Source organism: Paraburkholderia diazotrophica, from assembly GCF_038900755.1.
Taxonomy (GTDB): domain Bacteria; phylum Pseudomonadota; class Gammaproteobacteria; order Burkholderiales; family Burkholderiaceae; genus Paraburkholderia; species Paraburkholderia diazotrophica_A.
The window spans coordinates 89,786-110,539 of sequence record NZ_JBBPEN010000011.1 but is presented as its reverse complement, the minus strand read 5'-3'; the positions used below and the strand labels follow the sequence as shown (position 1 = coordinate 110,539).

The 20,754-nt window shown below is 63.4% G+C and carries 17 protein-coding genes; 1 reads left to right on the top strand and 16 read right to left on the bottom strand.

Features of this window, described 5'->3' with window-relative positions; genetic code table 11:
* Positions 1–64: 64 nt before the first annotated feature.
* Entirely contained in the window at positions 65–283 is a 219-nt protein-coding gene (locus tag AABE10_RS28840; protein WP_087735434.1) for a DUF465 domain-containing protein, read from the bottom strand.
* A 102-nt stretch (positions 284–385) separates the two neighbouring features.
* Positions 386–1,414, bottom strand: a complete 1,029-nt coding sequence (locus tag AABE10_RS28835) for a colicin transporter (protein ID WP_342936609.1) — start codon at positions 1,412–1,414, stop codon at positions 386–388.
* A gap of 162 nt (positions 1,415–1,576) precedes the next feature.
* Here AABE10_RS28835 and AABE10_RS28830 point away from each other — a divergent pair, with 162 nt between their 5' ends.
* A complete protein-coding gene (locus AABE10_RS28830) occupies positions 1,577–3,916 on the top strand; it encodes a Tex family protein (RefSeq protein ID WP_342936608.1) in 2,340 nt (779 codons plus the stop codon).
* Between the two features lie 164 nt (positions 3,917–4,080).
* Here the strand turns inward: AABE10_RS28830 and AABE10_RS28825 are convergent, their stop codons facing one another.
* The 14 genes from AABE10_RS28825 to ispG all read right to left on the bottom strand — a co-directional run bounded on the left by AABE10_RS28825 (position 4,081) and on the right by ispG (position 20,687).
* On the bottom strand, positions 4,081–5,967 hold the full coding sequence (locus AABE10_RS28825; RefSeq protein WP_342936607.1) for a potassium transporter Kup: 1,887 nt from the start codon (positions 5,965–5,967) through the stop codon (positions 4,081–4,083).
* A gap of 298 nt (positions 5,968–6,265) precedes the next feature.
* Positions 6,266–6,850 carry a phosphoribosyltransferase gene (locus AABE10_RS28820; protein ID WP_342936606.1) on the bottom strand — a complete coding sequence of 195 codons (585 nt, stop codon included), beginning with the start codon at positions 6,848–6,850 and terminating at the stop codon, positions 6,266–6,268.
* A 3-nt stretch (positions 6,851–6,853) separates the two neighbouring features.
* The gene (locus AABE10_RS28815; protein WP_342936605.1) at positions 6,854–8,200 is read right to left on the bottom strand and encodes an adenylosuccinate synthase; all 1,347 of its coding nucleotides are present in this window, start codon (positions 8,198–8,200) and stop codon (positions 6,854–6,856) included.
* Between the two features lie 249 nt (positions 8,201–8,449).
* On the bottom strand, positions 8,450–9,601 hold the full coding sequence (locus AABE10_RS28810; protein WP_342936604.1) for an ATP phosphoribosyltransferase regulatory subunit: 1,152 nt from the start codon (positions 9,599–9,601) through the stop codon (positions 8,450–8,452).
* A gap of 281 nt (positions 9,602–9,882) precedes the next feature.
* Positions 9,883–10,074, bottom strand: a complete 192-nt coding sequence (locus AABE10_RS28805) for a DUF2065 domain-containing protein (RefSeq protein ID WP_342936603.1) — start codon at positions 10,072–10,074, stop codon at positions 9,883–9,885.
* Positions 10,075–10,117: 43 nt separating this feature from the next.
* Positions 10,118–11,038: a protease modulator HflC gene (locus tag AABE10_RS28800; protein ID WP_342936602.1), complete on the bottom strand. Its 921-nt coding sequence runs from the start codon at positions 11,036–11,038 to the stop codon at positions 10,118–10,120.
* 11 nt (positions 11,039–11,049) lie between these two features.
* On the bottom strand, positions 11,050–12,465 hold the full coding sequence (hflK, locus tag AABE10_RS28795) for an FtsH protease activity modulator HflK (protein ID WP_342936601.1): 1,416 nt from the start codon (positions 12,463–12,465) through the stop codon (positions 11,050–11,052).
* A 30-nt stretch (positions 12,466–12,495) separates the two neighbouring features.
* Positions 12,496–13,725: a GTPase HflX gene (gene hflX / locus AABE10_RS28790; protein ID WP_428983407.1), complete on the bottom strand. Its 1,230-nt coding sequence runs from the start codon at positions 13,723–13,725 to the stop codon at positions 12,496–12,498.
* Between the two features lie 73 nt (positions 13,726–13,798).
* Positions 13,799–14,035 carry an RNA chaperone Hfq gene (hfq, locus tag AABE10_RS28785; protein ID WP_007580427.1) on the bottom strand — a complete coding sequence of 79 codons (237 nt, stop codon included), beginning with the start codon at positions 14,033–14,035 and terminating at the stop codon, positions 13,799–13,801.
* Positions 14,036–14,201: 166 nt separating this feature from the next.
* Complete coding sequence (der, locus tag AABE10_RS28780) at positions 14,202–15,539, bottom strand: ribosome biogenesis GTPase Der (protein ID WP_342936600.1); 1,338 nt, start codon at positions 15,537–15,539, stop codon at positions 14,202–14,204.
* Positions 15,540–16,069: 530 nt separating this feature from the next.
* Complete coding sequence (gene bamB, locus AABE10_RS28775) at positions 16,070–17,215, bottom strand: outer membrane protein assembly factor BamB (RefSeq protein ID WP_342936599.1); 1,146 nt, start codon at positions 17,213–17,215, stop codon at positions 16,070–16,072.
* Positions 17,216–17,283: 68 nt separating this feature from the next.
* Positions 17,284–17,913, bottom strand: coding sequence for a tetratricopeptide repeat protein (locus AABE10_RS28770; RefSeq protein ID WP_342936598.1), 630 nt, complete (start codon positions 17,911–17,913; stop codon positions 17,284–17,286).
* Positions 17,914–18,000: 87 nt separating this feature from the next.
* Positions 18,001–19,341 (bottom strand): histidine--tRNA ligase, encoded by a 1,341-nt coding sequence (gene hisS, locus AABE10_RS28765; RefSeq protein ID WP_342936597.1) that lies wholly within the window; start codon positions 19,339–19,341, stop codon positions 18,001–18,003.
* A 32-nt stretch (positions 19,342–19,373) separates the two neighbouring features.
* Positions 19,374–20,687: a flavodoxin-dependent (E)-4-hydroxy-3-methylbut-2-enyl-diphosphate synthase gene (gene ispG, locus AABE10_RS28760; RefSeq protein WP_342936596.1), complete on the bottom strand. Its 1,314-nt coding sequence runs from the start codon at positions 20,685–20,687 to the stop codon at positions 19,374–19,376.
* Between the last annotated feature and the right edge of the window lie 67 nt (positions 20,688–20,754).

The window sequence follows — 20,754 nt, the reverse complement described above, 5'->3', positions numbered from 1 at the left end:
GCGTTTCCTGCAAAGTCGGGCGCGCTACGAACTGAACGCGGCCGGCGCCTGCCTGGCCGCTGTGTCAGCTGCGCGCTTCCGGTTCAAGCTGCAATTGCAGCAAGATGATGGTGTCCTTGACCTTGAGTTTGCGCTTTTTCAGGCGCTGTATCTCGAGGTCGTCGATGCCGGGTTCCTCGGACATCCTGTCGATCAACCGATCAAGTCCGCTGTGCTCCGATTCGAGTTGCAGAATGCGGTCGCGCAGTGTGTCCGAGTTGATGACGCGATGATGGTCGCGCATGCTCGCCTCCTCTTTCGAAATGGCGAAGGCCGCGTCGTGCAGTCGCTCCGCTCGAGGTTGCTGTCCGGCCTGAAACGCGTTACGGCTGATGATGCTCGCTGCTTACTGCTGCGGTTGTTGCTTCTGTTGCTGGTCGAGTTGCTGTTGCTGCTTCGCCTGCTCTTCCTGCTTCTGTTTGGCTTTCTCGGCGGCCTGCTTCTGGCGCGCCTCGACGTCGGCCTTGTGCTGCGTGGCTTCGCTCTGCTTCTGTTCGAAGCGCTGCTGTTTCTCGGCCCGTTCCTGCGCCTTCTGCGCGGCTTGCTGGTGCGCCTCATCGAGCTTACGCTGGAAGTCGGCCTGCTTCGCGTCATAGGCCTTCTGGTTCGCCGCCGCCTGCGACGGCGAGATGCCCCGCTGCGCCTGATCAATCGCGTGCTGTTGCTGCTTCTGCTGATAGGCCTTCTCGTTCGCGGCGCGCTGCGGCGCTTCCGCTTCGCGCTGCGCCTGGCTCAACTGATGCTGGCGCTGCTTCTCGTCGTAAGCCTGTGCGTTGCGCGCGTCCTGCGCGGCGCGCGCGGGCGCGTCGGCTTCGTTTTGCGCGCGCTTGATCGCCGCCTCTTCGTCGCGTTGACGCGCGTGCTCGACACGTTTTTCGTCGTCGAGCGCGAGTTGTTCCTTGCGGATATCGGCAGCGACGACGCGCATGTCGTCACGCGCCGAGTTCAGGCAGTGATTGACGAAAAACCTGCTGTAGCAGTTGTGCTGCGCAACGGCGTAACGGTAGTTGTTCTCTGCGGTGCGGTCATCGAGCGCTTTTTGCCGCGCATCGAAGTCGTTGGCTGCGGCAGCGTGCGAGCCCGCGTCCGCATCCTTCTGGACGCCCGACGCGGCACCGGGCAATGCGGCATCGGCACCCGCATCCGATGCGGCAACGACCATAGGCCCGGCCGCGGAAGTCTGCTGCGCGAACGCCGGCGCAGCGACAGCGAATGCAAGCGAAGCGGCAACCGCGACGCGACGGGCAACAACGGCGAACCCGAAGACAATCGGAGCAATCTGCGGCCCGAAGACGGGCGATGCGAGCAGAGATCGGCGTGAAGATCCGGGCGAAATGCGGGAGGTTGGCAACGTCGTAGATGGGCAACGGAACATGCCTGAAATTCTATCACCCCGCGCTTGAGCGCTCGGCCATTTATGGCAAAATGCCCCGCTCCAGCAAGCTTTCACGAGCTTTAGCGACCTTTCAGCAATCCGGCCGCCTTGCCTGCGCGCAGGTGTGCCACCAGTCGAATCCGGCAGGAACATCAAGACCCTATGACGGACAACGTAGCACTCAAGATCGTACAGCGCATTGCCACCGAATTGACCGTCCAGCCGCGCCAGGTCGCGGCGGCGGTGGGACTACTCGATGAAGGAGCGACCGTTCCGTTCATCGCCCGATACCGGAAGGAAGTCACCGGCAATCTCGACGACACGCAACTGCGCACGCTCGAAGAACGCCTGCTGTATCTGCGCGAACTCGAAGACCGCCGCGCCGCGATCATCGCGAGCATCGACGAACAGGGCAAGCTGACGGACGAGCTGCGCGGCGCGATCGAAGGCGCCGACAGCAAGCAGGTGCTCGAAGACCTCTATCTGCCGTACAAGCCGAAGCGCCGCACGCGCGCGCAAATCGCCCGCGAAGCCGGCCTGCAGCCGCTCGCCGATGCACTGCTCGCGAACCCGCTGCTCGATCCGCAGACGGAAGCCGCGCTATACGTCGATGCCGAGAAAGGCGTCGCCGATGTCAAGGCTGCGCTCGACGGCGCGCGCGACATCCTCTCGGAGCAGTTCGGCGAAACGGCCGAAGTGCTCGGCAAGCTGCGCGACTATCTGTTCAACCAGGGCGTGCTGGTGTCGGCGGTGGTCGAAGGCAAGGAAGGCGAAGAAGGCGAGAAATTCCGCGACTACTACGACTATTCGGAAACGATCCGCACCGTGCCGTCGCACCGCGCGCTCGCGCTCTTCCGCGGCCGTAATGCAGACGTCCTGATGATCAAGCTCGGCCTCGGAGAAGAACTCGACGCGCAGGTGCCGCATCCGGGCGAAGCGATGATCGCGCGCCACTTCGGCATTGCGAATCAGGGCCGCCCCGCCGACAAGTGGCTCTCGGACGTGTGCCGCTGGTGCTGGCGCGTGAAGGTGCAGCCGCACATCGAAAACGAACTGCTGACGAACCTGCGCGAGGAAGCCGAAAGCGAAGCGATCCGCGTGTTCGCGCGCAATCTGAAGGATCTGCTGCTTGCCGCGCCGGCGGGCCCAAAGGCGGTGATCGGCCTCGATCCGGGCCTGCGAACGGGCGTGAAGGTCGCCGTCGTCGATCGCACGGGCAAGCTGCTCGCCACCGATACGATCTACCCGCACGAGCCGCGCCGCGACTGGGACGGCTCGCTCGCGAAGCTCGCGCGCATCGCCGCGCAGACGCAGGCGGAACTGATCAGCATCGGCAACGGCACGGCGTCGCGCGAGACGGACAAGCTCGCAAGCGAACTGATCTCGCGCCATCCTGAACTGAAGCTGCAGAAGATCGTCGTGTCGGAAGCGGGCGCTTCCGTCTACTCGGCGTCGGAACTGGCGGCGAAGGAATTTCCGGAACTGGACGTGTCGCTGCGCGGCGCGGTGTCGATCGCGCGCCGTCTGCAAGACCCGCTCGCCGAACTCGTGAAGATCGAGCCGAAGGCAATCGGCGTCGGCCAGTATCAGCACGACGTGAACCAGCGCGAACTCGCGCGCTCGCTCGATGCCGTCGTCGAGGACTGCGTGAACGCCGTCGGCGTGGATGCGAACACGGCGTCTGTCGCGCTGCTCGCGCGCGTGTCCGGCCTGAACGCGACGCTCGCGCGCAATATCGTCGATTACCGCGACGCGAACGGTCCCTTCCCGACGCGCGATCATCTGCGCAAGGTGCCGCGTCTCGGCGACAAGACGTTCGAGCAGGCCGCTGGCTTCCTGCGCATCAACGGCGGCGAGAATCCGCTCGACCGCTCGTCGGTGCACCCGGAAGCGTATCCCGTCGTCGAGCGAATGCTCGCGAAGATCAGCAAGAGCATCGGCGAAGTGCTGGGCAATCGCGACGCGCTCGGCAAACTGTCGCCCACCGAGTTCGTCGACGATCGCTTCGGTCTGCCGACCGTGCGCGACATTCTCTCCGAACTCGAAAAGCCCGGCCGCGATCCGCGCCCCGAGTTCAAGACGGCGACGTTCCGCGAAGGTGTCGAGAAGATTTCGGACCTGTCGCCCGGCATGGTGCTCGAAGGCGTCGTGACGAACGTGGCCGCGTTCGGCGCGTTCATCGATGTCGGCGTGCATCAGGATGGTCTCGTGCACGTGTCGGCGATGTCGACGAAGTTCATCAAGGACCCGCACGAAGTCGTCAAGGCGGGGCAAATCGTCAAGGTGAAAGTGCTCGAAGTCGACGTGAAGCGCCAGCGTATTTCGCTGACGATGCGTCTCGACGACGACTTCTCGCCGGCTTCGGCCCCGCGCGCGAGTGGCCAGCAGGACCGCGGCAGCATGGGCGGCCGTTCGGGCGGCGGCGGACGTCCGCAACAGCGCTCGCGCGAACCGGAGCCTGTCAACGCAATGGCGGCGGCGTTTGCAAAGCTGAAGCGTTAAGCGCGCGCACTGTCGAAGATCCGCGGCATCGTATCTCGCTGCTGCCGATCGCATCGAAGCCACCACGCGTAACAAGAAAAGCAAAAGGCCCGCGCATTTTCATGCGTGGGCCTTTGTCTTTGCGGACCGAGGCACTCCGTCTGACGCGAAGCGCGCTCGCCCGATCAAATTTCGATCTTCGTCCCCAGCTCCACGACGCGATTCGCGGGAATACTAAAGAAATCCGTCGGCTTCGCGGCGTTCTGATGCATCCATGCGAACACGCGCTCGCGCCATACCGACATGCCCGGCAATTGCGTCGGCACCACCGTTTCGCGCGCGAGGAAGAACGACGTGTCCATCAGTTCGAACGACATGTCGTGCGTCACGCTGATCTGCTCGAGCACTGCCTTCACATCGGGCGTTTCGTTGAAGCCATACGCGGCCTTCACGAGGAACAGACCACCGCCCACGTCCTTGACGGTCAGGCGGTCCTTGTCGTCCACATAGGGAATATCGCGCGTGATGAAGGTCAGGAAGATCGTGCGCTCGTGCAACACCTTGTTGTGCTTGAGGTTGTGCAGCAGGCTCACGGGAACCAGCGTCGCGCTGCCCGTCAGATAGATCGCCGTGCCCGACACGCGATGCGGCGGATGCGCAAGCAGACCCTGCACGAAAGGCATCAGCGGAATGCCGTCGGCGGCCGTGCGTTCCTTCACGATCATGCGGCCCTTGAACCACGTCATCAGCAGGAAGAAAAGCAGCGCGCCGATGCAAAGCGGCAGCCAGCCGCCCTCGGCGACCTTGAGCAGGTTCGCGCCGAAGAAGCCCAGATCGACGGTCATCAACGCGGCGATGATCAGCGCCACGATGCCCTTGTTCCAGTTCCACACCTTCACCATCACGACGCTCGCGAGAACCGTCGTGATCACCATCGTCGCCGTCACGGCGATACCGTATGCGGCGGCCAGGTTATCCGAGCTCTTGAACGCGATGACGATGCACAGAATGATGAAGAGCAGCATCCAGTTGACGACGGGCACATAGATCTGTCCGATCGCCAACTCCGACGTGTGCAGGATCTTCATGCGCGGTACGTAGCCGAGCTGGATCGCCTGGCTCGTCAGCGAATACGCGCCTGAAATCACCGCTTGCGACGCGATCACGGTCGCGACCGTCGACAGCACCACGAGCGGCAGCAGCGCCCACTCCGGCGCGAGCAGAAAGAACGGGTTTTCGATGGCCTTCGGATCGTGCATCAGGAGCGCGCCCTGGCCGAAGTAGTTCAGCACCAGCGACGGCATCACGAGCGCGTACCACGCGCAGCGAATCGGCTTCGCGCCGAAGTGGCCCATATCGGCGTACAGCGCTTCGGCGCCCGTCAGCACCAGCACGACCGAGCCGAGCACCACGTACGCCTGCAGCACGTGCGCCGCCATGAACGAGACCGCGTAGTACGGATTGAGCGCCTTGATGACCTCGGGCGACTGCACGATATGCGACACCCCGAGCACGGCCAGCGTGAGAAACCAGATCACCATGATGGGACCGAACAGGCGGCCTACCATCGCCGTGCCGTGGCGCTGGATCCAGAACAGCAGCATCAGGATCACCATCGTCAGCGGCAACACCAGATGCGAGAGCTTGGGCGCCGCAATCTCAAGACCTTCGACGGCCGACATCACCGAAATGGCCGGCGTGATCACGGCATCGCCGTAGAACATGCACGCGCCGAAGATGCCCAGCATCATCAGCAGGCCGGCCGCCTTGCTTTTCACGTCGAACGAACGCAGCGACAGCGCCATCAACGCGAGGACGCCGCCCTCGCCGTTGTTGTCGGCGCGCATCACGAACATCACGTACTTGATGCTCACGACCACGACGATCGCCCAGAAGAGCAGCGAAATGACGCCGAGAATGGAACCGTCGGTAAGGGGAATGCCGTGGGAGGGGCTGAAGGCTTCTTTCAGCGAGTACAGCGGGCTAGTACCGATGTCCCCGAAAACCACGCCGATCGCAGCGACTGCAAGCGATGGCAACGGCTGCTTCGGGACGTGATGATTGTTTGTCATAAACGCGAAAAGAATCCGTTCCTGAGCGGCAAAAACGAACGCTATTCTAAAGAATATGGGCATTAAAGCCCACCATTCGACCCGTTGTGCAAACGCCACGTAGCAACGCTTCGTGACAGCAGTTTAGCATCGCGCATCCGCTCCGGCCGGGCATTCGCGAATGTCAATTGCGTGATTGTTAAATTCTCCGCCGCTCGCGTTCGCCAGTTTTCAGACGAAAAAAAACGGAGCCCCGAAGGGCTCCGCTCGATTCGCTGCCGACCGCCGCGACGATGCGCAACGGCATTTGCAACGCTGGCTAGCCTGCGTCCGTCGAACGCTCCTGGCCGCGCTTGATCCACGCGCCGAGATTGTGCGGACGCACGGTGTCCCACTCCTCGAACGGCTGGTGGATCCACGGGTTCGTCGCGAGATACTGGACGTGATAGTCCGGCTTCACCTTCGAGCATGCCTTCCACCACAGCACGGCCGAACGCACCGACGTAATGGCCGGGTAACGTTCCTTCAGATGCTGCTGCACGCGTGCGAGCGTCACGCCCGAGTCGACCAGATCATCGACGAGCAGCACGTTGCCAGACAGTTCGCCGCGCGTCATCGTGATGTATTGCGCGATGTCGAGCTCGCCCTGCTCCGTGCCTGCCGCTTCGCGATACGAGCTGGTCGCGAGAATGGCGAGCGGCAGATCGTAGATGCGCGACAGCTGATCGCCGACACGCAAGCCGCCGCGCGCGAGGCACAGGATCTTGTCGAATTTCCAGCCTGATTCGTGCACGTGCAGCGCGAGCATTTCGATCAGGCGGTGGTATTCGTCCCAGCCGACCCACAGATTGCGGTCATCGTTGCGTGGGTCTTTCATCGCGATCATCGGTACACCCTGCGTCATGTATTAAGCCTTGAACGGATGACGGAGAAGAATGGTTTCGTCGCGGTCCGGGCCCGTCGACACCATGTCGATCGGAACGCCCGCCACTTCCTGCACGCGCGCCAGATACGCCTGGGCATTCGCGGGCAGCTTGTCCCACTCCTTGATACCGACGGTGCTTTCCTTCCAGCCGCCGAACGTCTCGTAGACAGGCTCGCAGCGCGACACTTCATACGCGCCGCGCGGCAGGATGTCGGCATCCTTGCCGTCGACCGTGTAGCCGACGCACAGCTTCACTTCATCGAGGCCATCGAGCACGTCCAGCTTCGTGATGCACAGGCCCGACACGCCGTTGATCTGGATCGAGCGACGCAGCGCGGCGGCGTCGAGCCAGCCCGTGCGGCGCGGACGGCCCGTGACCGAGCCGAATTCCTTGCCGACCTTCGCGAGCGTCAGGCCGACTTCTTCCTGGCGGCTCGCGTTGTCCGCGTCGTACAGCTCGCTCGGGAACGGGCCCGAACCGACGCGCGTGCAATACGCCTTCGTGATGCCGAGGATGTAGTTCAGCTTCTGCGGACCGATGCCCGCGCCCGACGTGGCCGCGCCCGCGACGCAGTTGCTCGACGTGACGAACGGATACGTGCCGTGGTCGATATCGAGCAGCGTGCCTTGCGCGCCTTCGAACAGCAGGTTGTTGCCGGCGTGGTTCTCGTCGTACAGACGGCGGGAAACGTCCGCTACCATCGGCCGCAGACGGTCGGCGTAGCCGAGCATCATGTCGAGCGTCTGCTGATAATCGACAGCAGGCGCGCCGAGGTATTGCGTGAGCACGAAGTTGTGGAAGTCGAGATTCGCGCGCAGACGTTCCGCGAATGCCTTCGGCTCGAACAGGTCCTGCACGCGCAACCCGCGGCGCGCGACCTTGTCTTCATACGCCGGGCCGATGCCGCGACCCGTCGTGCCGATCTTGCCGGCGCCGCTGCGTGCTTCGCGGGCCTGGTCGATAGCGACGTGATACGGGACGATCAGCGTAGTGGCTTCGGAAATGAAGAGCCGTTTCTGGACGTCGATGCCGGCGGATTCCAGCTCTTCGATTTCCTTGAAGAGCGCCTCCGGCGACAGCACGACGCCATTGCCGATGTAGCAGGCGACGCCCGGGCGCATGATGCCCGACGGAATCAGACGCAAGATGGTTTTCTTGCCCCCGATGATGAGCGTGTGTCCGGCGTTGTGACCGCCCTGGAAACGAACGACGCCTTGCGCGTGGTCCGTCAGCCAGTCAACGATCTTGCCCTTGCCCTCATCACCCCACTGGGTACCCACGACGACGACATTGCGCCCAGGGTTCACATTCACTGCGCTGGCAGACATGTTGATTCTTAAGCTGGTTAAAAACGTATTTTACCTATGTTCGACGACGGTTCCCGATTTTTTCACCGACTGATCCCGGGATTTTTCCGTTTCCGCTCAAAGGCATGGGATGCGGCGACGCGCGTTGGCGCTATCACGCGCGGCTCGCGGCGGCACGCATCCCGATGGTTGCGACGTCACGTTTCATATGACGCAGTGCGTAATTACGACACTGGGCACTACACCGAGCACGACACTTGCACACCACGCTCAGGGCTTCGCTTCGACGACCCACTGGCCGTCGCGCTCGACCAGCACGCGATCGCATGCAAATTCGTCGAGCGCATGATCGTGGCCCGGCAGCGCCTGGATCACGACCTCGCCTGCATCGCGCAACGCGGCGACGCTCGTGCGCAGCGCGTCGTCGTGCTGCCACGGCGCGAGAATCGCGCTGCTGCGCGCCTCGATGGGCGAAATGCGGGCGACTTCGCGCAGATCCAGCGAAAAGCCCGTTGCCGCGCGGGCGCGGCCATACGCCTGACCGACCTTGTCGTAACGACCGCCGCGCGCGACGGCATTCGGCACGCCGTCGACATACGCCGAGAACATCACGCCGCTGTGGTACGCATAGCCACGCAGATCGGCGAGATCGATCATCACTTCTGCGCCGCCGACCTGCTGCGCGAGGAACGCGAGATCGTCGAGCGCGCGCGAGATTTCCGGCGCGTTCGGCAGTCGCGCGCGCGCCTCCTCGAGCACCGATGCATCACCGTAGAGCGTGGGCAGCGCGCGCAGCGCGTCCCGCGTGACGGACGTGAGATTCGCCGTCAATTCGTTCAGCAGCGGAACATCCTTGCCCGCGAGCGCTTCGAACAGCGCTTCGCCGAGCGACGCGGCAGCCGGCTCGTTGTCGATCAGCGCAGCGAGCACGGCAGCGTGGCACAGATCGAGACGCACCCGGCCGAGACCCGCCAGATGCAACGCATCGAGCATCAGTTGCTGAATTTCCAGATCCGCTTCGAGGCCCGCATGGCCATAAATTTCAGCGCCGATCTGAATCTGCTCGCGCGTCGCGTGCAGTCCGCGCGGACGCGTGTGCAGCACGTTGCCCGCATAGCACAGCCGCGTCACGCCCTGTCGGTTCAGCAGGTGCGCATCGATGCGCGCGACCTGCGGCGTGATGTCGGCGCGCAAGCCCAACGTGCGGCCCGACAGCTGATCGACGAGCTTGAAGGTGCGCAGGTTCAGATCGGTGCCGCCGCCCGTCAGCAGCGACTCCAGGTATTCGAGCAGCGGCGGCATGACCATCTCGTAGCCGTATGCGCGAAAACGGTCGAGCAGCCGGCGGCGCAGTTCTTCGATCTTGCGTGCCTCCGACGGCAGCACGTCGGCAATGTTCTCGGGAAGTAACCAGGTCGACATCGATACAGTCCTACGACGGTGAATCCGGCGTCATGGCAAACGCCGTTGGAAATATGAATGGCGCGCGGTGCAGGTGGACACGATGCCTTGGTGCCGGCGCTGCGCGTTGCGTTCGGCGAGCGGCGGCGAACTGCTGGCCGGTCGATGCTGCCTCCAAGCGCCGCGGCGCTCGGCACACGATCGACACCGGCAACAGCGCGTGATGCCGCAAATTTCAACGCGTGAAATACGTGTACGAGCCGCGCCTCATGAGCGCCGCTCGACGCCGCATTGTCCCTTCGTCATGTCGCGACCAACAGCAACAACAGTCCGAGCACCATGACAATCAGTCCGCCGATCCGGATATGGTGCGGCGGGCGCTCCGCTATTTTACGAAACGTGTCGCGCCACGCGCTCGGAAATACGAACGGGAACATCCCCTCGATGATCAGCATCAGTGCGATCGCGAGCAAAAACGAGCCGGCTATGTCCATGCGATGCGGCCGCCGCGATGCGTTTGCCGCGGCGCTCCCGTAATCAGTGTTTGTTGTGCGCGCCCGTCGACGCGCCGGAAGTCGGTTGAGCAGCGGCTGCTGCGCCGTCCGGGCTGCGCATGAAGCGGAAGAACTCACTGCTCGAGTCGACGACCATCACGTCACCCGGCTTGAAGCTGTTCTTGTAGGCCAGCATGCTTTGGTAGAACTGATAGAACTGCGGGTCGCGGCTGAATGCGTCGGCGGCAATCGATGCAGCCTTGCCGTCGCCGTCGCCCTTGATCGACTGCGCCTGCTTGTACGCATCGGCGAGGATCGCCTGCTGCTGATGGCCCGCATCCGCCTTGATCTGATCCGCTTCCGCCGCGCCTTGCGCGCGCTCCTGGCTGGCCGCCTCTTCGCGCGCGGCGATCATCCGCTTGTACACCGTGTCAGCCATCGCAGCGGGGAAGTCGATGCGCGTGAGCTGCACATCGACGACATCGACGCCCAGCGACGCCGCGGCCTTCTGCATGCCGTCGCGCGCCTCGGTTGCGATCGCATCCTGCTTCGCGAGCGCGTCGGGCAGCGAGTACTTCGCGAACGCGTCGCCGAGCGCGCCACGCGTGAGCAGCGCGAGACGATCCGGCAGGCTCTGCATGTCGCCCTTCGTTTCGGTGACCAGCTTCACGGGATCGGACACGCGGAACTTCACGACGGGATTCACGAGTACTTCCGTCTTGTCGGACGTCGCGTAGTGGTCCTCGTCGGGCGAATCGAGCGACTGGATGCGCGTATCCACCGACGTCACCGTCTCCAACGGCGGCGGGAGCTTCACGTGCAAGCCGGGACCGGCCAGCGTCGGCGCGGCATCGCCGCGCGCGGAGACGACGGCCATATGCCGCTGATCGACGACGAACACCATCGACGATGCCGCGAACAACACGATCACAATGGCTACGACGAGCGCAACGATCTTGTTCATATTCGCGCTCCTTATTGCAACTCGTCTTCGCGTCCGCGGCTGCGGAACGAATCGCGCGAACGGAACGCGTCGCTCGCGGCGGCGGCCTGGCTTGCGCTGCTCACGGGTGCAGCGGGCGGCGCGACAATGGTCGGCGGGTTGCCACCCTGGGTCGCTGGCTGCGTATTGGACAGGCTCGGCGCGCCCTGTGCATTTGGCGTGGACGGCGCGGCCTGGGCACCCGATGCCGAGCCAGCCGCGGCGGCTGCAGCCGCTTCGGCCGAGCGCTGACGCGTCTGTTCCACCAGCTTGTCGAGCGGTAGATAGAGCACGTTGCTGCCCGACTTGCTGTCGACGAACACCTTCGTCGTATTCGAATAGATCTGCTGCATGGTTTCGAGGTACATGCGCTCGCGGATCACGGCGGGCGCCTTCGAGTACTGCGCGTACACTTCCTTGAAACGCTCGGCGTCGCCTTCCGCCTGCGCGACCACGCGGTCGCTGTAGGTTTTCGCGTCGTCGATCATCCGCGCGGCTTCCGCCTGCGCGCGCGGCAACAGGTCGCTCGCATAGGCCTGCGCGTCGCGCTTCGCCCGCGCGCGATCCTGACGCGCTTTCGCGGCGTCGTCGAATGCGGCCTGCACCTGGTCGGGCGCCTGCACACTCTGGATCGTCACGCCCGTGACGGCGAGACCCGTGTGATATTCATCCAGGGAATGCTGGATCGCTTCCGTCAGTTGAGCGCGGATGGCTTCGCGGTCCTGATAGAGGATGTCGTTCGTGCTGCGCGAGCCGACGATCCGGCGCACGGCCGCCTGCGCCGCCTGCATCACGCTGAGATCGGGATCGGCGCTGCGGAACAGGTAGTCGGTCGGCTTGCGGATCTGGTACTGAACGGCAAAGCGCACATCGACGATATCGGTGTCGTGCGTGAGCATTGACGCGTCCTTCACGTTCGCGAGACGCACGACGTTGTTGCGGCCGATTTCAACCGAACGTACCTGGCCGACATTGACGACTTCATGTGATTCGAACGGATACGGCAGGCGCCAGTGCACGCCCTGCGCGGCCGTGCCGCGCAACTGGCCGAAGCGCAGCACCACTGCTTCCTGACCGTCCTGCACGACGAATACGCCGCTGCCGAGATAGATCGCGATCAACACGCCGATGATGATGCCGACGCCGATCCGCGCACCGCGCCCGTTATCGGGACGACGGTCGCCGCCTCCGCCCTTGCGGCCGAACATGCGTGACAGGCGCCGGTTGAAGTCGCGCCACATTTCGTCGAGATCGGGCGGTCCTTCGCTTTCCTTGCCGTTGGGCGGACGCTTCGAATCGTTCAGACGCTGGCGGTCGCCATTGCTATCGCCCCGACCCCACCGCGGGTCGTTCAGCGACAACATGGCGCGCAGACGCAGCCAGATACTCCGCTCGTTGTAATCGTTCACCTGTGTTCGTTCACCAGAGTAGACAGCGGGTCAATGCAATTGGAACGGGTCGATGCCCGTGTCTGGGATCTTGCGGTCTTCGCGGTGGTCTTCGCCCGCATCATCGCGCTGATCTTGTTGGAATGCCGCGGCTCTCGGGTCTCCCTCCGACAGTAGACCGTCAGATTCCGAAAGATGTTCGGCTGTTGCGATTTCGGCGATGGCAGCGCGCAGTGTGTCCAGCCCTTGCCCCGTGCGCGCGCTCAAAAAGACGCGCGAAATATTACCATACTCGTCCCGCTCGACCGCGTCGCCTCGGGCCGCCAGTTCTGGCACCGCGTCGATTTTGTTGAATACGAGCACCTGCCGGATCGTGTCCGCGCCGATCTCGCGCAAGACGTCATTGACCTGATCGATCTGGTCGAGCCGCACCGCACTCGATGCATCCACAACGTGCAGCAACAGATCGGCGTGAATGGTTTCTTCGAGCGTCGCGCGAAATGCCGCCACGAGTTGGTGAGGTAGCTCGCGAATAAATCCTACGGTGTCCGATATGACGATCTGCCCCGCTTCCTCGCCGAGATAGACGCGGCGCGAAGTCGTATCGAGCGTCGCGAACAGCTGGTTGGCGGCATACGCCTGCGCTTTCGTCAGCGCATTGAACAGCGTCGACTTGCCCGCATTCGTATAGCCGACGAGCGACACCGACATCGTCTGGTTGCGGGCGCGCGCGCGGCGCTGCGTGCCGTGCTGGCGGCGCAGCTTCTCGAGCCGCCCCTTGAGCATCTTGATGCGATCGCCGATCAGCCGGCGGTCGGTTTCGAGCTGCGTTTCACCGGGGCCGCGCAGGCCGATACCGCCCTTTTGACGTTCTAGGTGAGTCCACGCGCGAATCAGCCGCGTCGCGAGATATTGCAGCTGCGCGAGCTCGACCTGCAGCTTGCCTTCGTGGCTGCGCGCGCGTTGCGCGAAAATGTCGAGAATGAGGCTTGTGCGGTCGACGACGCGCCTGTTAAGCGCACGCTCCAGATTGCGCTGCTGAGCCGGCGCAAGTGCGTGATTGAAGATGACGATTTCGATGTCGTTCGCCTCGCACGCGAGGCGCAATTCCTCGGCCTTGCCGCTGCCGACGAACATGGCGGCATCGGGGCTCGAACGGCGTCCGGTGAGGGTGACGGCAGGGTGGGCGCCCGCACTTTGCGCGAGCAGACTGAGTTCTTCGAGACTGGCTTCGAAATCGATTTTGCCGAAGTCGATGCCGACAAGCGCTGCGTTGATCAAATTGGTGGATGTCAAAATGAAGCGGCCGGTCAGTGTCGCCAGCCGACGACGCTCGACCGGCCGCGACGAGAGGTTAGGACGATTCGGAATCGGGGTGGAAATTTACCGGACGGGCAGGCACGACAGTCGAGATTGCGTGCTTGTACACCATCTGGGTCACCGTATTCCGGAGCAACACGACGTACTGGTCGAACGATTCAATGTTCCCTTGAAGCTTGATGCCGTTGACGAGATAGATCGAGACCGGCACGTGCTCTTTACGCAGTGCGTTCAAAAACGGGTCTTGTAACAATTGCCCTTTGTTGCTCATAGCAAACTCCGTATTTTTTTGCAGGTTGACTTAATTGCCGGCGAAGAAAAAGAAATCCGCCGTCAATCGCTACACTATAGCCGATTTTTATTGACCAGCGCTTCACCTGGCCATCCGGCCAGGAGCCAGTCTACACGCGGGTTTCGGGCCCGATCGCCGGCGCGTTTCAGCCCTTGTCCGCGTAGGGGTTCGTCGACGACCGGAACTCTATCCGCAATGGAGTGCCCGTCAGCGCGAAAGTTTCCCGGAAGCGGTTTTCGAGGTAGCGCTTATACGTGTCGGTGACGGCATCGAGCGCGTTGCCGTGGATCACGATGATCGGCGGATTCTGTCCCCCCTGGTGCGCGTAGCGCAGTTTTGGACGCACCGGGCCGCGGCGACGCGGCTGCTGGAACTCGACGGCTTCGATCAGCGCACGCGTGAGCTTCGGCGTCGGCAGCTTGGACATCGCGGCCTTGTACGCATCGTCGACAGAGCGCATCAGCGGGCCGATTCCCGTCTTTTCGGCTGCGGAAATGAAATGGAACTTCGCGAACTCGAGGAATTTTAGCTTGCGCTGAAGATCGCCTTTCGTGCGCTCACGCACATGCGGATCGAGCCCGTCCCACTTGTTGACGCCGACGACGAGCGCCCGCCCCTGCTCGACGACGAAGCCCGCGATGTGCGCGTCCTGTTCCGAAATGTCCTGGCGCGCGTCGAGCAGCAGGATCACGACGTTGGCGTCGGAGATCGATTGCAGCGTCTTCACCACCGAGAACTTTTCGATCGCCTCGAACACCTTGCCGCGCTTGCGCAGCCCGGCCGTATCGATCAGCGTGTATTTTTTGCCTTGTCGCTCGAAGTCGACGTAGATCGAATCGCGCGTCGTGCCGGGCATGTCGAACGCAATCACGCGGTCTTCGCCGATCAGCGTGTTCACGAGCGTCGATTTGCCGACGTTCGGCCGCCCGACGATCGCGATTTTGATGCCGTGCGCCTGCTTCTCTTCGTCGCTCTCTTCCGGCTGGCCGGCGTACGCGGCGTCGAGCGCCTCGTTGATCATCTCCGCGACGCCGTCGCCGTGCGCAGCGGAAATCGCGCGCGGGTCGCCGAGGCCGAGTTCGTAGAAGTCGGCGGCCACGGCCGAATACCGCATCCCCTCGGCCTTGTTGACGACGAGGAAAATAGGCCGGCCCGTCTTGCGCAGATAGTCTGCGATCGACTTGTCCTGCGGCGCGAGACCGTTGCGGCCGTCGACGATGAAGACGACGATGTCCGACTCTTCGACGGCTTGGCGCGTCTGGCGCGCCATTTCGTGCAGAATGCCGTCCTTCGCGACGGGCTCGAAGCCGCCCGTATCGACGACGAGATACGGCCGGTCGCCGAGACGCCCTTCGCCATAGTGACGGTCGCGCGTGAGGCCCGGCAGATCGGCGACGAGCGCATCGCGCGATCGCGTCAGACGGTTGAACAGCGTGGATTTCCCCACATTGGGGCGCCCGACGAGGGCAATAACGGGTTTCATCAGATGTTGTTCACAGTGAAGCGCGGCGTCGAAAACCCGACCTTCCGCACTGGCAACGCCATGCGGCCGTTGCACGGCTGCGTTTGACGAAAATTATCACGAATTTGACCCGTTTCGGACGCGCGGAGCTTGCACATACGAACGGATTTCAGGTTGGCTGCCTAGGTGGCTGCGTTGAGCGTTGAGCACAAGGCCCGGCACCCATTTGCATCGAATGCGCGACGCAGCGATTGCGCCGCCGCCTCGTTGCAATCGTTGCAATCGTTGCAATCGTTCGCCAGCGACAGCAGCACAACGCGCATTGAACGATCGCCCGCGCAGCCCGACTGACGATCTCGAATTTTTGACGGCATCGAAGGCGGTCCGCCTGGTCCTGTTCGACAGGACTCATGCAGCAACCATGTACCGAATCGTCGGGCGCCATCGACGACCCGTCTGCACCATTAAAATGCATGCTGGCCGGCAAAGCCGGCCAGCATGTCACCGCACAGCGCGCTGGAAATCAGATGCGCCGCACAGTCCAACAGCCTTTAGCGCGGACGGAAACCGTAGAGGTCGCCGTCATGCGTCTGCACGACCAGCGTATCGCCGGCCAGGACGGGCGCAGCCGTGATCGCGCTGCCATCCGTCTTGGCGCGGGCGACGAACGTGCCGTCGTCACGCGACAGGAAGTGCACGAAGCCCTTGTAGTCGCCCACCACGGCGGCGTGGCCGAGCAGCAGCGGCACGCTGACGTCGCGGCTCTTCAACTGGTCGTTGCGCCATAACTGCTGGCCCGTCGTAGCGTCGAACGCCGAGACGATCGCCCAGTCATCGCCCGCCACCACAACGCGGTCATCCTGCGCGAGGCCACTCGTGCTCGAGAACGCCTTTTCCCACAGCGCGCGGCCCGAGTTCGCGTCGAAGCAGCCGAGCTGCCCCTGGAACGTCACCGCACAGGTTTCAGCGCCGACCAGCGTCGGCGGGCCCGTCACGTCGTTGATGCGCTCGACTTCCGTCACGCCCTTCGGATACGACACGGGCGTCGTCCAGTAAGCATCGCCCGTCTGCAGGTTGATCGCCGCGAACTGGCCGCCCGGGAAGCCGGCCAGCACGGCCGCGTCGCCGGCGAACGTCATGCCCGACGACACGCGCAAATTGAGCGGCACCGCGCGATTGCGATAGGTCCACTTCTGCTCGCCCGTTTGCGCATTGAACGCGGTGATCTGGCCGTCGACGGTGCGCACGACCACGAGACCGTTGCCGACCAGCGGCGGCGACAGGATTTCTCCCGGTGCCGTGCCCTTCCACGACAGCTTGCCGTTCTGGTCGAGCACGAACACTTCGCCCTTCAGGCCGCCGACAGCCGTAAGCGTGCCGTCAGTGCCGACGCCCGCCGACAGGTCGCCATCGAGTTTCGTGCGCCAGACGTCCTTGCCTGTCTTCGCGTCGATCTTCGCGACGGAGCCATTCGCGCCCGCTGCATACACGGCGTCGCCGACGGCCACGGGCGAGAACATATAGCGCCCGGCCTTGCCGACGCTAGCCGTCCACGTCTGCTGGACATCGAGCACGGGCTTGAACTCGGTGAGCGGCGTAGGCACGCGGCGCTCGTCTTTCGACGATGAGCAGGCCGTCAGAGCGAGCACGGTCATCGCACAGGCAACGGGCACGGCGTAACGTTTCAGCAGATTCATCGGTGAGCGAAGCATGTAGGTTCTAGTAATCAAAGGGAAACGGCGAGCGCTGCAACAAACTGCAGCGCTCAACCGCCCAGCGCGTCGAGCTTGAACTGGATCAACTGACGGGCAGACGCATCATTCTTCGACAGCGAGTCGAGCGCGAGCTTATACGCGGCGCGCGCGTCGTCGCGTTTGCCTTCGGCGGCGAGCAGATCGCCGCGGCGGTCAGCGACTACGCCCTTGAACGCAGCCGATTGCGGCTCGTTGAGCAACGCAAGACCGGCGTCATAAGCCTTCTCGTCGAGCAGCAGCGACGCAAGACGCAGCTTCGCGATCTGCTTGAATTCGTCGTCCTTCGCGTGGTCGACGGCCCATTGAAGTTGCGCCTTCGCGCCCGGTTCGTCACCTGCTCCGTAGAGCGCCTTCGCGGCCGTGAGCGCCGTCATCTGCGCATACGCGGTGCTGCCGAACTTGTCTTCCATGTCTGTGGCGACGCGCGTAATGATCGCCTTGTCGGTACCCGCTGCCGCTTGCTGGACCTGGTCGTACAGCACGGCCGCCTCCGCTGCCTGATGACGCTGCCAGTAGTTCCAGCCGTTCCAGCCCGCTGCGGCCACGAGCGCCACCAGCACGATCCACGTGGTCGCGTTACCCCACTGCGCCCACCATGCCTTCACGCTCTCAATCGATTCCTGTTCGTCGTGGTAACTCATCGCGACGCGATTTCCTCTTTCGTGGTGCCTTGTCTGATTGGGCCGCGAATTGTGCGGCCCGTTTAACGACGATGCGCGACGCCGCGATCAGTCGTCGCCGTCTTCGGTGGACGCAACCATCGCATTGATTAGATATTCGGTCAAGTTTTCTAGCGGCACCGCTTGCTGCTCGCTCTTCTCGCCGCTTTGCGCCGTGTCGCGCAGCGCCTTGACGCCTGCCGTGCCGTTCGCGATCTCGTCTTCGCCGAGGATCACCGCGAATGCGGCGCCGCTCGCGTCGGCGCGCTTCATCTGCGACTTGAAGCTCGCGGCCTGACCGTCAGGACTGCAATACAGAATCACATCGAGCCCCGTGTCGCGCAAACGCTCGGCGACGATGAACGCCTGTTCGCGAGCCGCCTCGCCCTGGTGCGCAACGTACACATCGCAGCCTTCCGCTTCGGGCACCAGGTCTTCTTCTTTCAGCAGCTCGAGAATGCGCTCGATGCCCATCGCCCAGCCGCAAGCGGCTGTCGGCTTGCCACCGAGCTGCTCGATAAGCGGATCGTAACGCCCGCCCGCCGCGACCGTGCCTTGCGCGCCGAGCTTGTCCGTGACCCATTCGAACACGGTCAGATTGTAGTAATCGAGACCGCGCACCAGACGCGGATTAATCGTGAACGGAATGTTGTTCGCCTTGAGAAGGCGCTGCAGTCCTTCGAAATGCGCGCGCGACTCCTCTCCGAGAAAATCGATCAGCTTCGGCGCATTCTGCGCGACTTCCTGCATGGCCGGATTCTTCGTGTCCAGCACGCGCAACGGATTCGTGTACAGACGGCGCTGCGCGTCGTCGTCGAGCACGTCGACGTGCTTCTCGAGATATGCGATCAGCTCGACACGATGCTTCGCGCGCTCTTCGGCGAGACCCAGCGAGTTGATTTCGAGCTTGATGCCCGTCAGCCCGAGGTCGTCCCACAGACGCTGGCACATCAGGATAATTTCCGCGTCAGCATCGGGACCGGCGAAGCCGAGCGCCTCGACGCCCACCTGATGGAACTGGCGATAACGGCCGCGCTGCGGACGCTCGTGGCGGAACATCGGCCCGATGTACCACAGGCGCTTCGGGCCGTCGTACAGCATGTTGTGCTCGATCGACGCGCGCACGACCGCGGCAGTGTTCTCCGGACGCATTGTGAGATTTTCGCCGTTCAACGCGTCGGTGAAGCTGTACATCTCCTTCTCGACGATGTCGGTCACTTCGCCGATACCGCGCGTGAAGAGCTGCGTGTGCTCGACGATCGGCGTGCGGATGTTCTGGTATCCGTACGAACGCAGCATCGACTTGACGGTCGTTTCGAAAAAGTCCCACAAGCCGGCGTCCTGCGGAAGGATGTCGTTCATGCCCTTCACGCCGGACAACTTTTCAAGCCGTTTCTTCTGTTCAGTCATCTGTCTTCGGTTGACGAATTGGGTGGTGCGAATCAGTTCGTCGCTTCGGCGCGGACTGCATTGGGACCATAACTGCGCTCGACGTAATCGCTCACGATCTGCTGGAATTCTTGCGCGATGTTTTCGCCGCGCAGCGTTTTGACTTTCACGCCGTCGATAAAGACAGGCGCAGCCGGATTCTCACCCGAGCCAGGCAGGCTGATGCCGATGTTCGCGTGCTTCGATTCGCCTGGACCGTTGACGATGCAACCCATCACGGCGACATGCATCTTTTCGACACCCGGATACGTGCCGCGCCACACGGGCATCTGCGTGCGCAGATACGTCTGGATTTGCGAGGCCAGCTCCTGGAACAGCGTGCTCGTCGTGCGGCCGCAGCCCGGGCACGCGATGACCATCGGCGTGAACGAGCGCAGGCCCATCGTCTGCAGAATTTCCTGACCGACGATCACTTCGCCCGTACGCGATGCACCCGGTTCCGGCGTCAGCGAAATGCGGATCGTGTCGCCGATACCCTGCTGCAGCAGCACCGAGAGCGCGGCCGTCGACGCGACGATGCCCTTCGAGCCCATGCCCGCTTCCGTCAGGCCCAGGTGCAGCGCGAATTCGCAACGGCGCGCGAGCTCCTGGTACACGGCGATCAGATCCTGCACGCCGCTCACCTTGCACGACAGGATGATCTTGTCGCGGCCGAGGCCGAGTTCGACCGCGCGTTCCGCCGAACCGATCGCCGACTGGATCAGCGCCTCGTACATCACGCTTTGCGCTTCCCAAGGCTCGGCGCGCGTGGCGTTCTCGTCCATCATCTTCGCGAGCAGATCCTGATCGAGGCTGCCCCAGTTCACGCCGATGCGCACCGGCTTGTCGTATTTCGCGGCGGCTTCGATCATCTGGGCAAACTGCGTGTCGCGCTTCGCGCCCTGACCGACGTTGCCGGGGTTGATCCGGTACTTCGACAGCGATTCCGCGCAGCCCGGATAGTCGCGCAGCAGCAGATGGCCGTTGTAGTGAAAATCGCCGACGAGCGGCACCGTCACGCCCATGCGATCGAGCTGCTCGCGAATCGCGGGCACGGCCGCCGCCGCTTCCGGCGTGTTCACGGTGATGCGCACGAGTTCCGAGCCCGCCTGCGCCAGCTCCTTCACCTGGATCGCGGTGCCGATCGCGTCAGCCGTGTCCGTGTTCGTCATCGACTGCACGCGCACCGGCGCGTCGCCGCCGATCGTTACGAGCTGGCCGCCCCAACGGACGTCGACGGCATGCGAGCGGCGACGCGCTGCGTGACCGCCGAACACCGGCACGTTCGAAACAATCTGGCTGCTGGATTTCACTTGATCGGAGTGCATCGATAAACCCGCTTACGCCGCCCGCTCGCGGCCTGGAAAGCGTCCCGGCCGGTCGCTGAGTACGACG

Bases quoted from the DNA above. Each gene is read 5' to 3' on its own strand.
- AABE10_RS28840 (WP_087735434.1), bottom strand. From the start codon at position 283: ATGCGCGACCATCATCGCGTCATCAACTCGGACACACTGCGCGACCGC.
- AABE10_RS28835 (WP_342936609.1), bottom strand. From the start codon at position 1,414: ATGTTCCGTTGCCCATCTACGACGTTGCCAACCTCCCGCATTTCGCCC.
- AABE10_RS28830 (WP_342936608.1), top strand. From the start codon at position 1,577: ATGACGGACAACGTAGCACTCAAGATCGTACAGCGCATTGCCACCGAA.
- AABE10_RS28825 (WP_342936607.1), bottom strand. From the start codon at position 5,967: ATGACAAACAATCATCACGTCCCGAAGCAGCCGTTGCCATCGCTTGCA.
- AABE10_RS28820 (WP_342936606.1), bottom strand. From the start codon at position 6,850: ATGACGCAGGGTGTACCGATGATCGCGATGAAAGACCCACGCAACGAT.
- AABE10_RS28815 (WP_342936605.1), bottom strand. From the start codon at position 8,200: ATGTCTGCCAGCGCAGTGAATGTGAACCCTGGGCGCAATGTCGTCGTC.
- AABE10_RS28810 (WP_342936604.1), bottom strand. From the start codon at position 9,601: ATGTCGACCTGGTTACTTCCCGAGAACATTGCCGACGTGCTGCCGTCG.
- AABE10_RS28805 (WP_342936603.1), bottom strand. From the start codon at position 10,074: ATGGACATAGCCGGCTCGTTTTTGCTCGCGATCGCACTGATGCTGATC.
- AABE10_RS28800 (WP_342936602.1), bottom strand. From the start codon at position 11,038: ATGAACAAGATCGTTGCGCTCGTCGTAGCCATTGTGATCGTGTTGTTC.
- hfq (WP_007580427.1), bottom strand. From the start codon at position 14,035: ATGAGCAACAAAGGGCAATTGTTACAAGACCCGTTTTTGAACGCACTG.
- der (WP_342936600.1), bottom strand. From the start codon at position 15,539: ATGAAACCCGTTATTGCCCTCGTCGGGCGCCCCAATGTGGGGAAATCC.
- bamB (WP_342936599.1), bottom strand. From the start codon at position 17,215: ATGAATCTGCTGAAACGTTACGCCGTGCCCGTTGCCTGTGCGATGACC.
- AABE10_RS28770 (WP_342936598.1), bottom strand. From the start codon at position 17,913: ATGAGTTACCACGACGAACAGGAATCGATTGAGAGCGTGAAGGCATGG.
- hisS (WP_342936597.1), bottom strand. From the start codon at position 19,341: ATGACTGAACAGAAGAAACGGCTTGAAAAGTTGTCCGGCGTGAAGGGC.
- ispG (WP_342936596.1), bottom strand. From the start codon at position 20,687: ATGCACTCCGATCAAGTGAAATCCAGCAGCCAGATTGTTTCGAACGTG.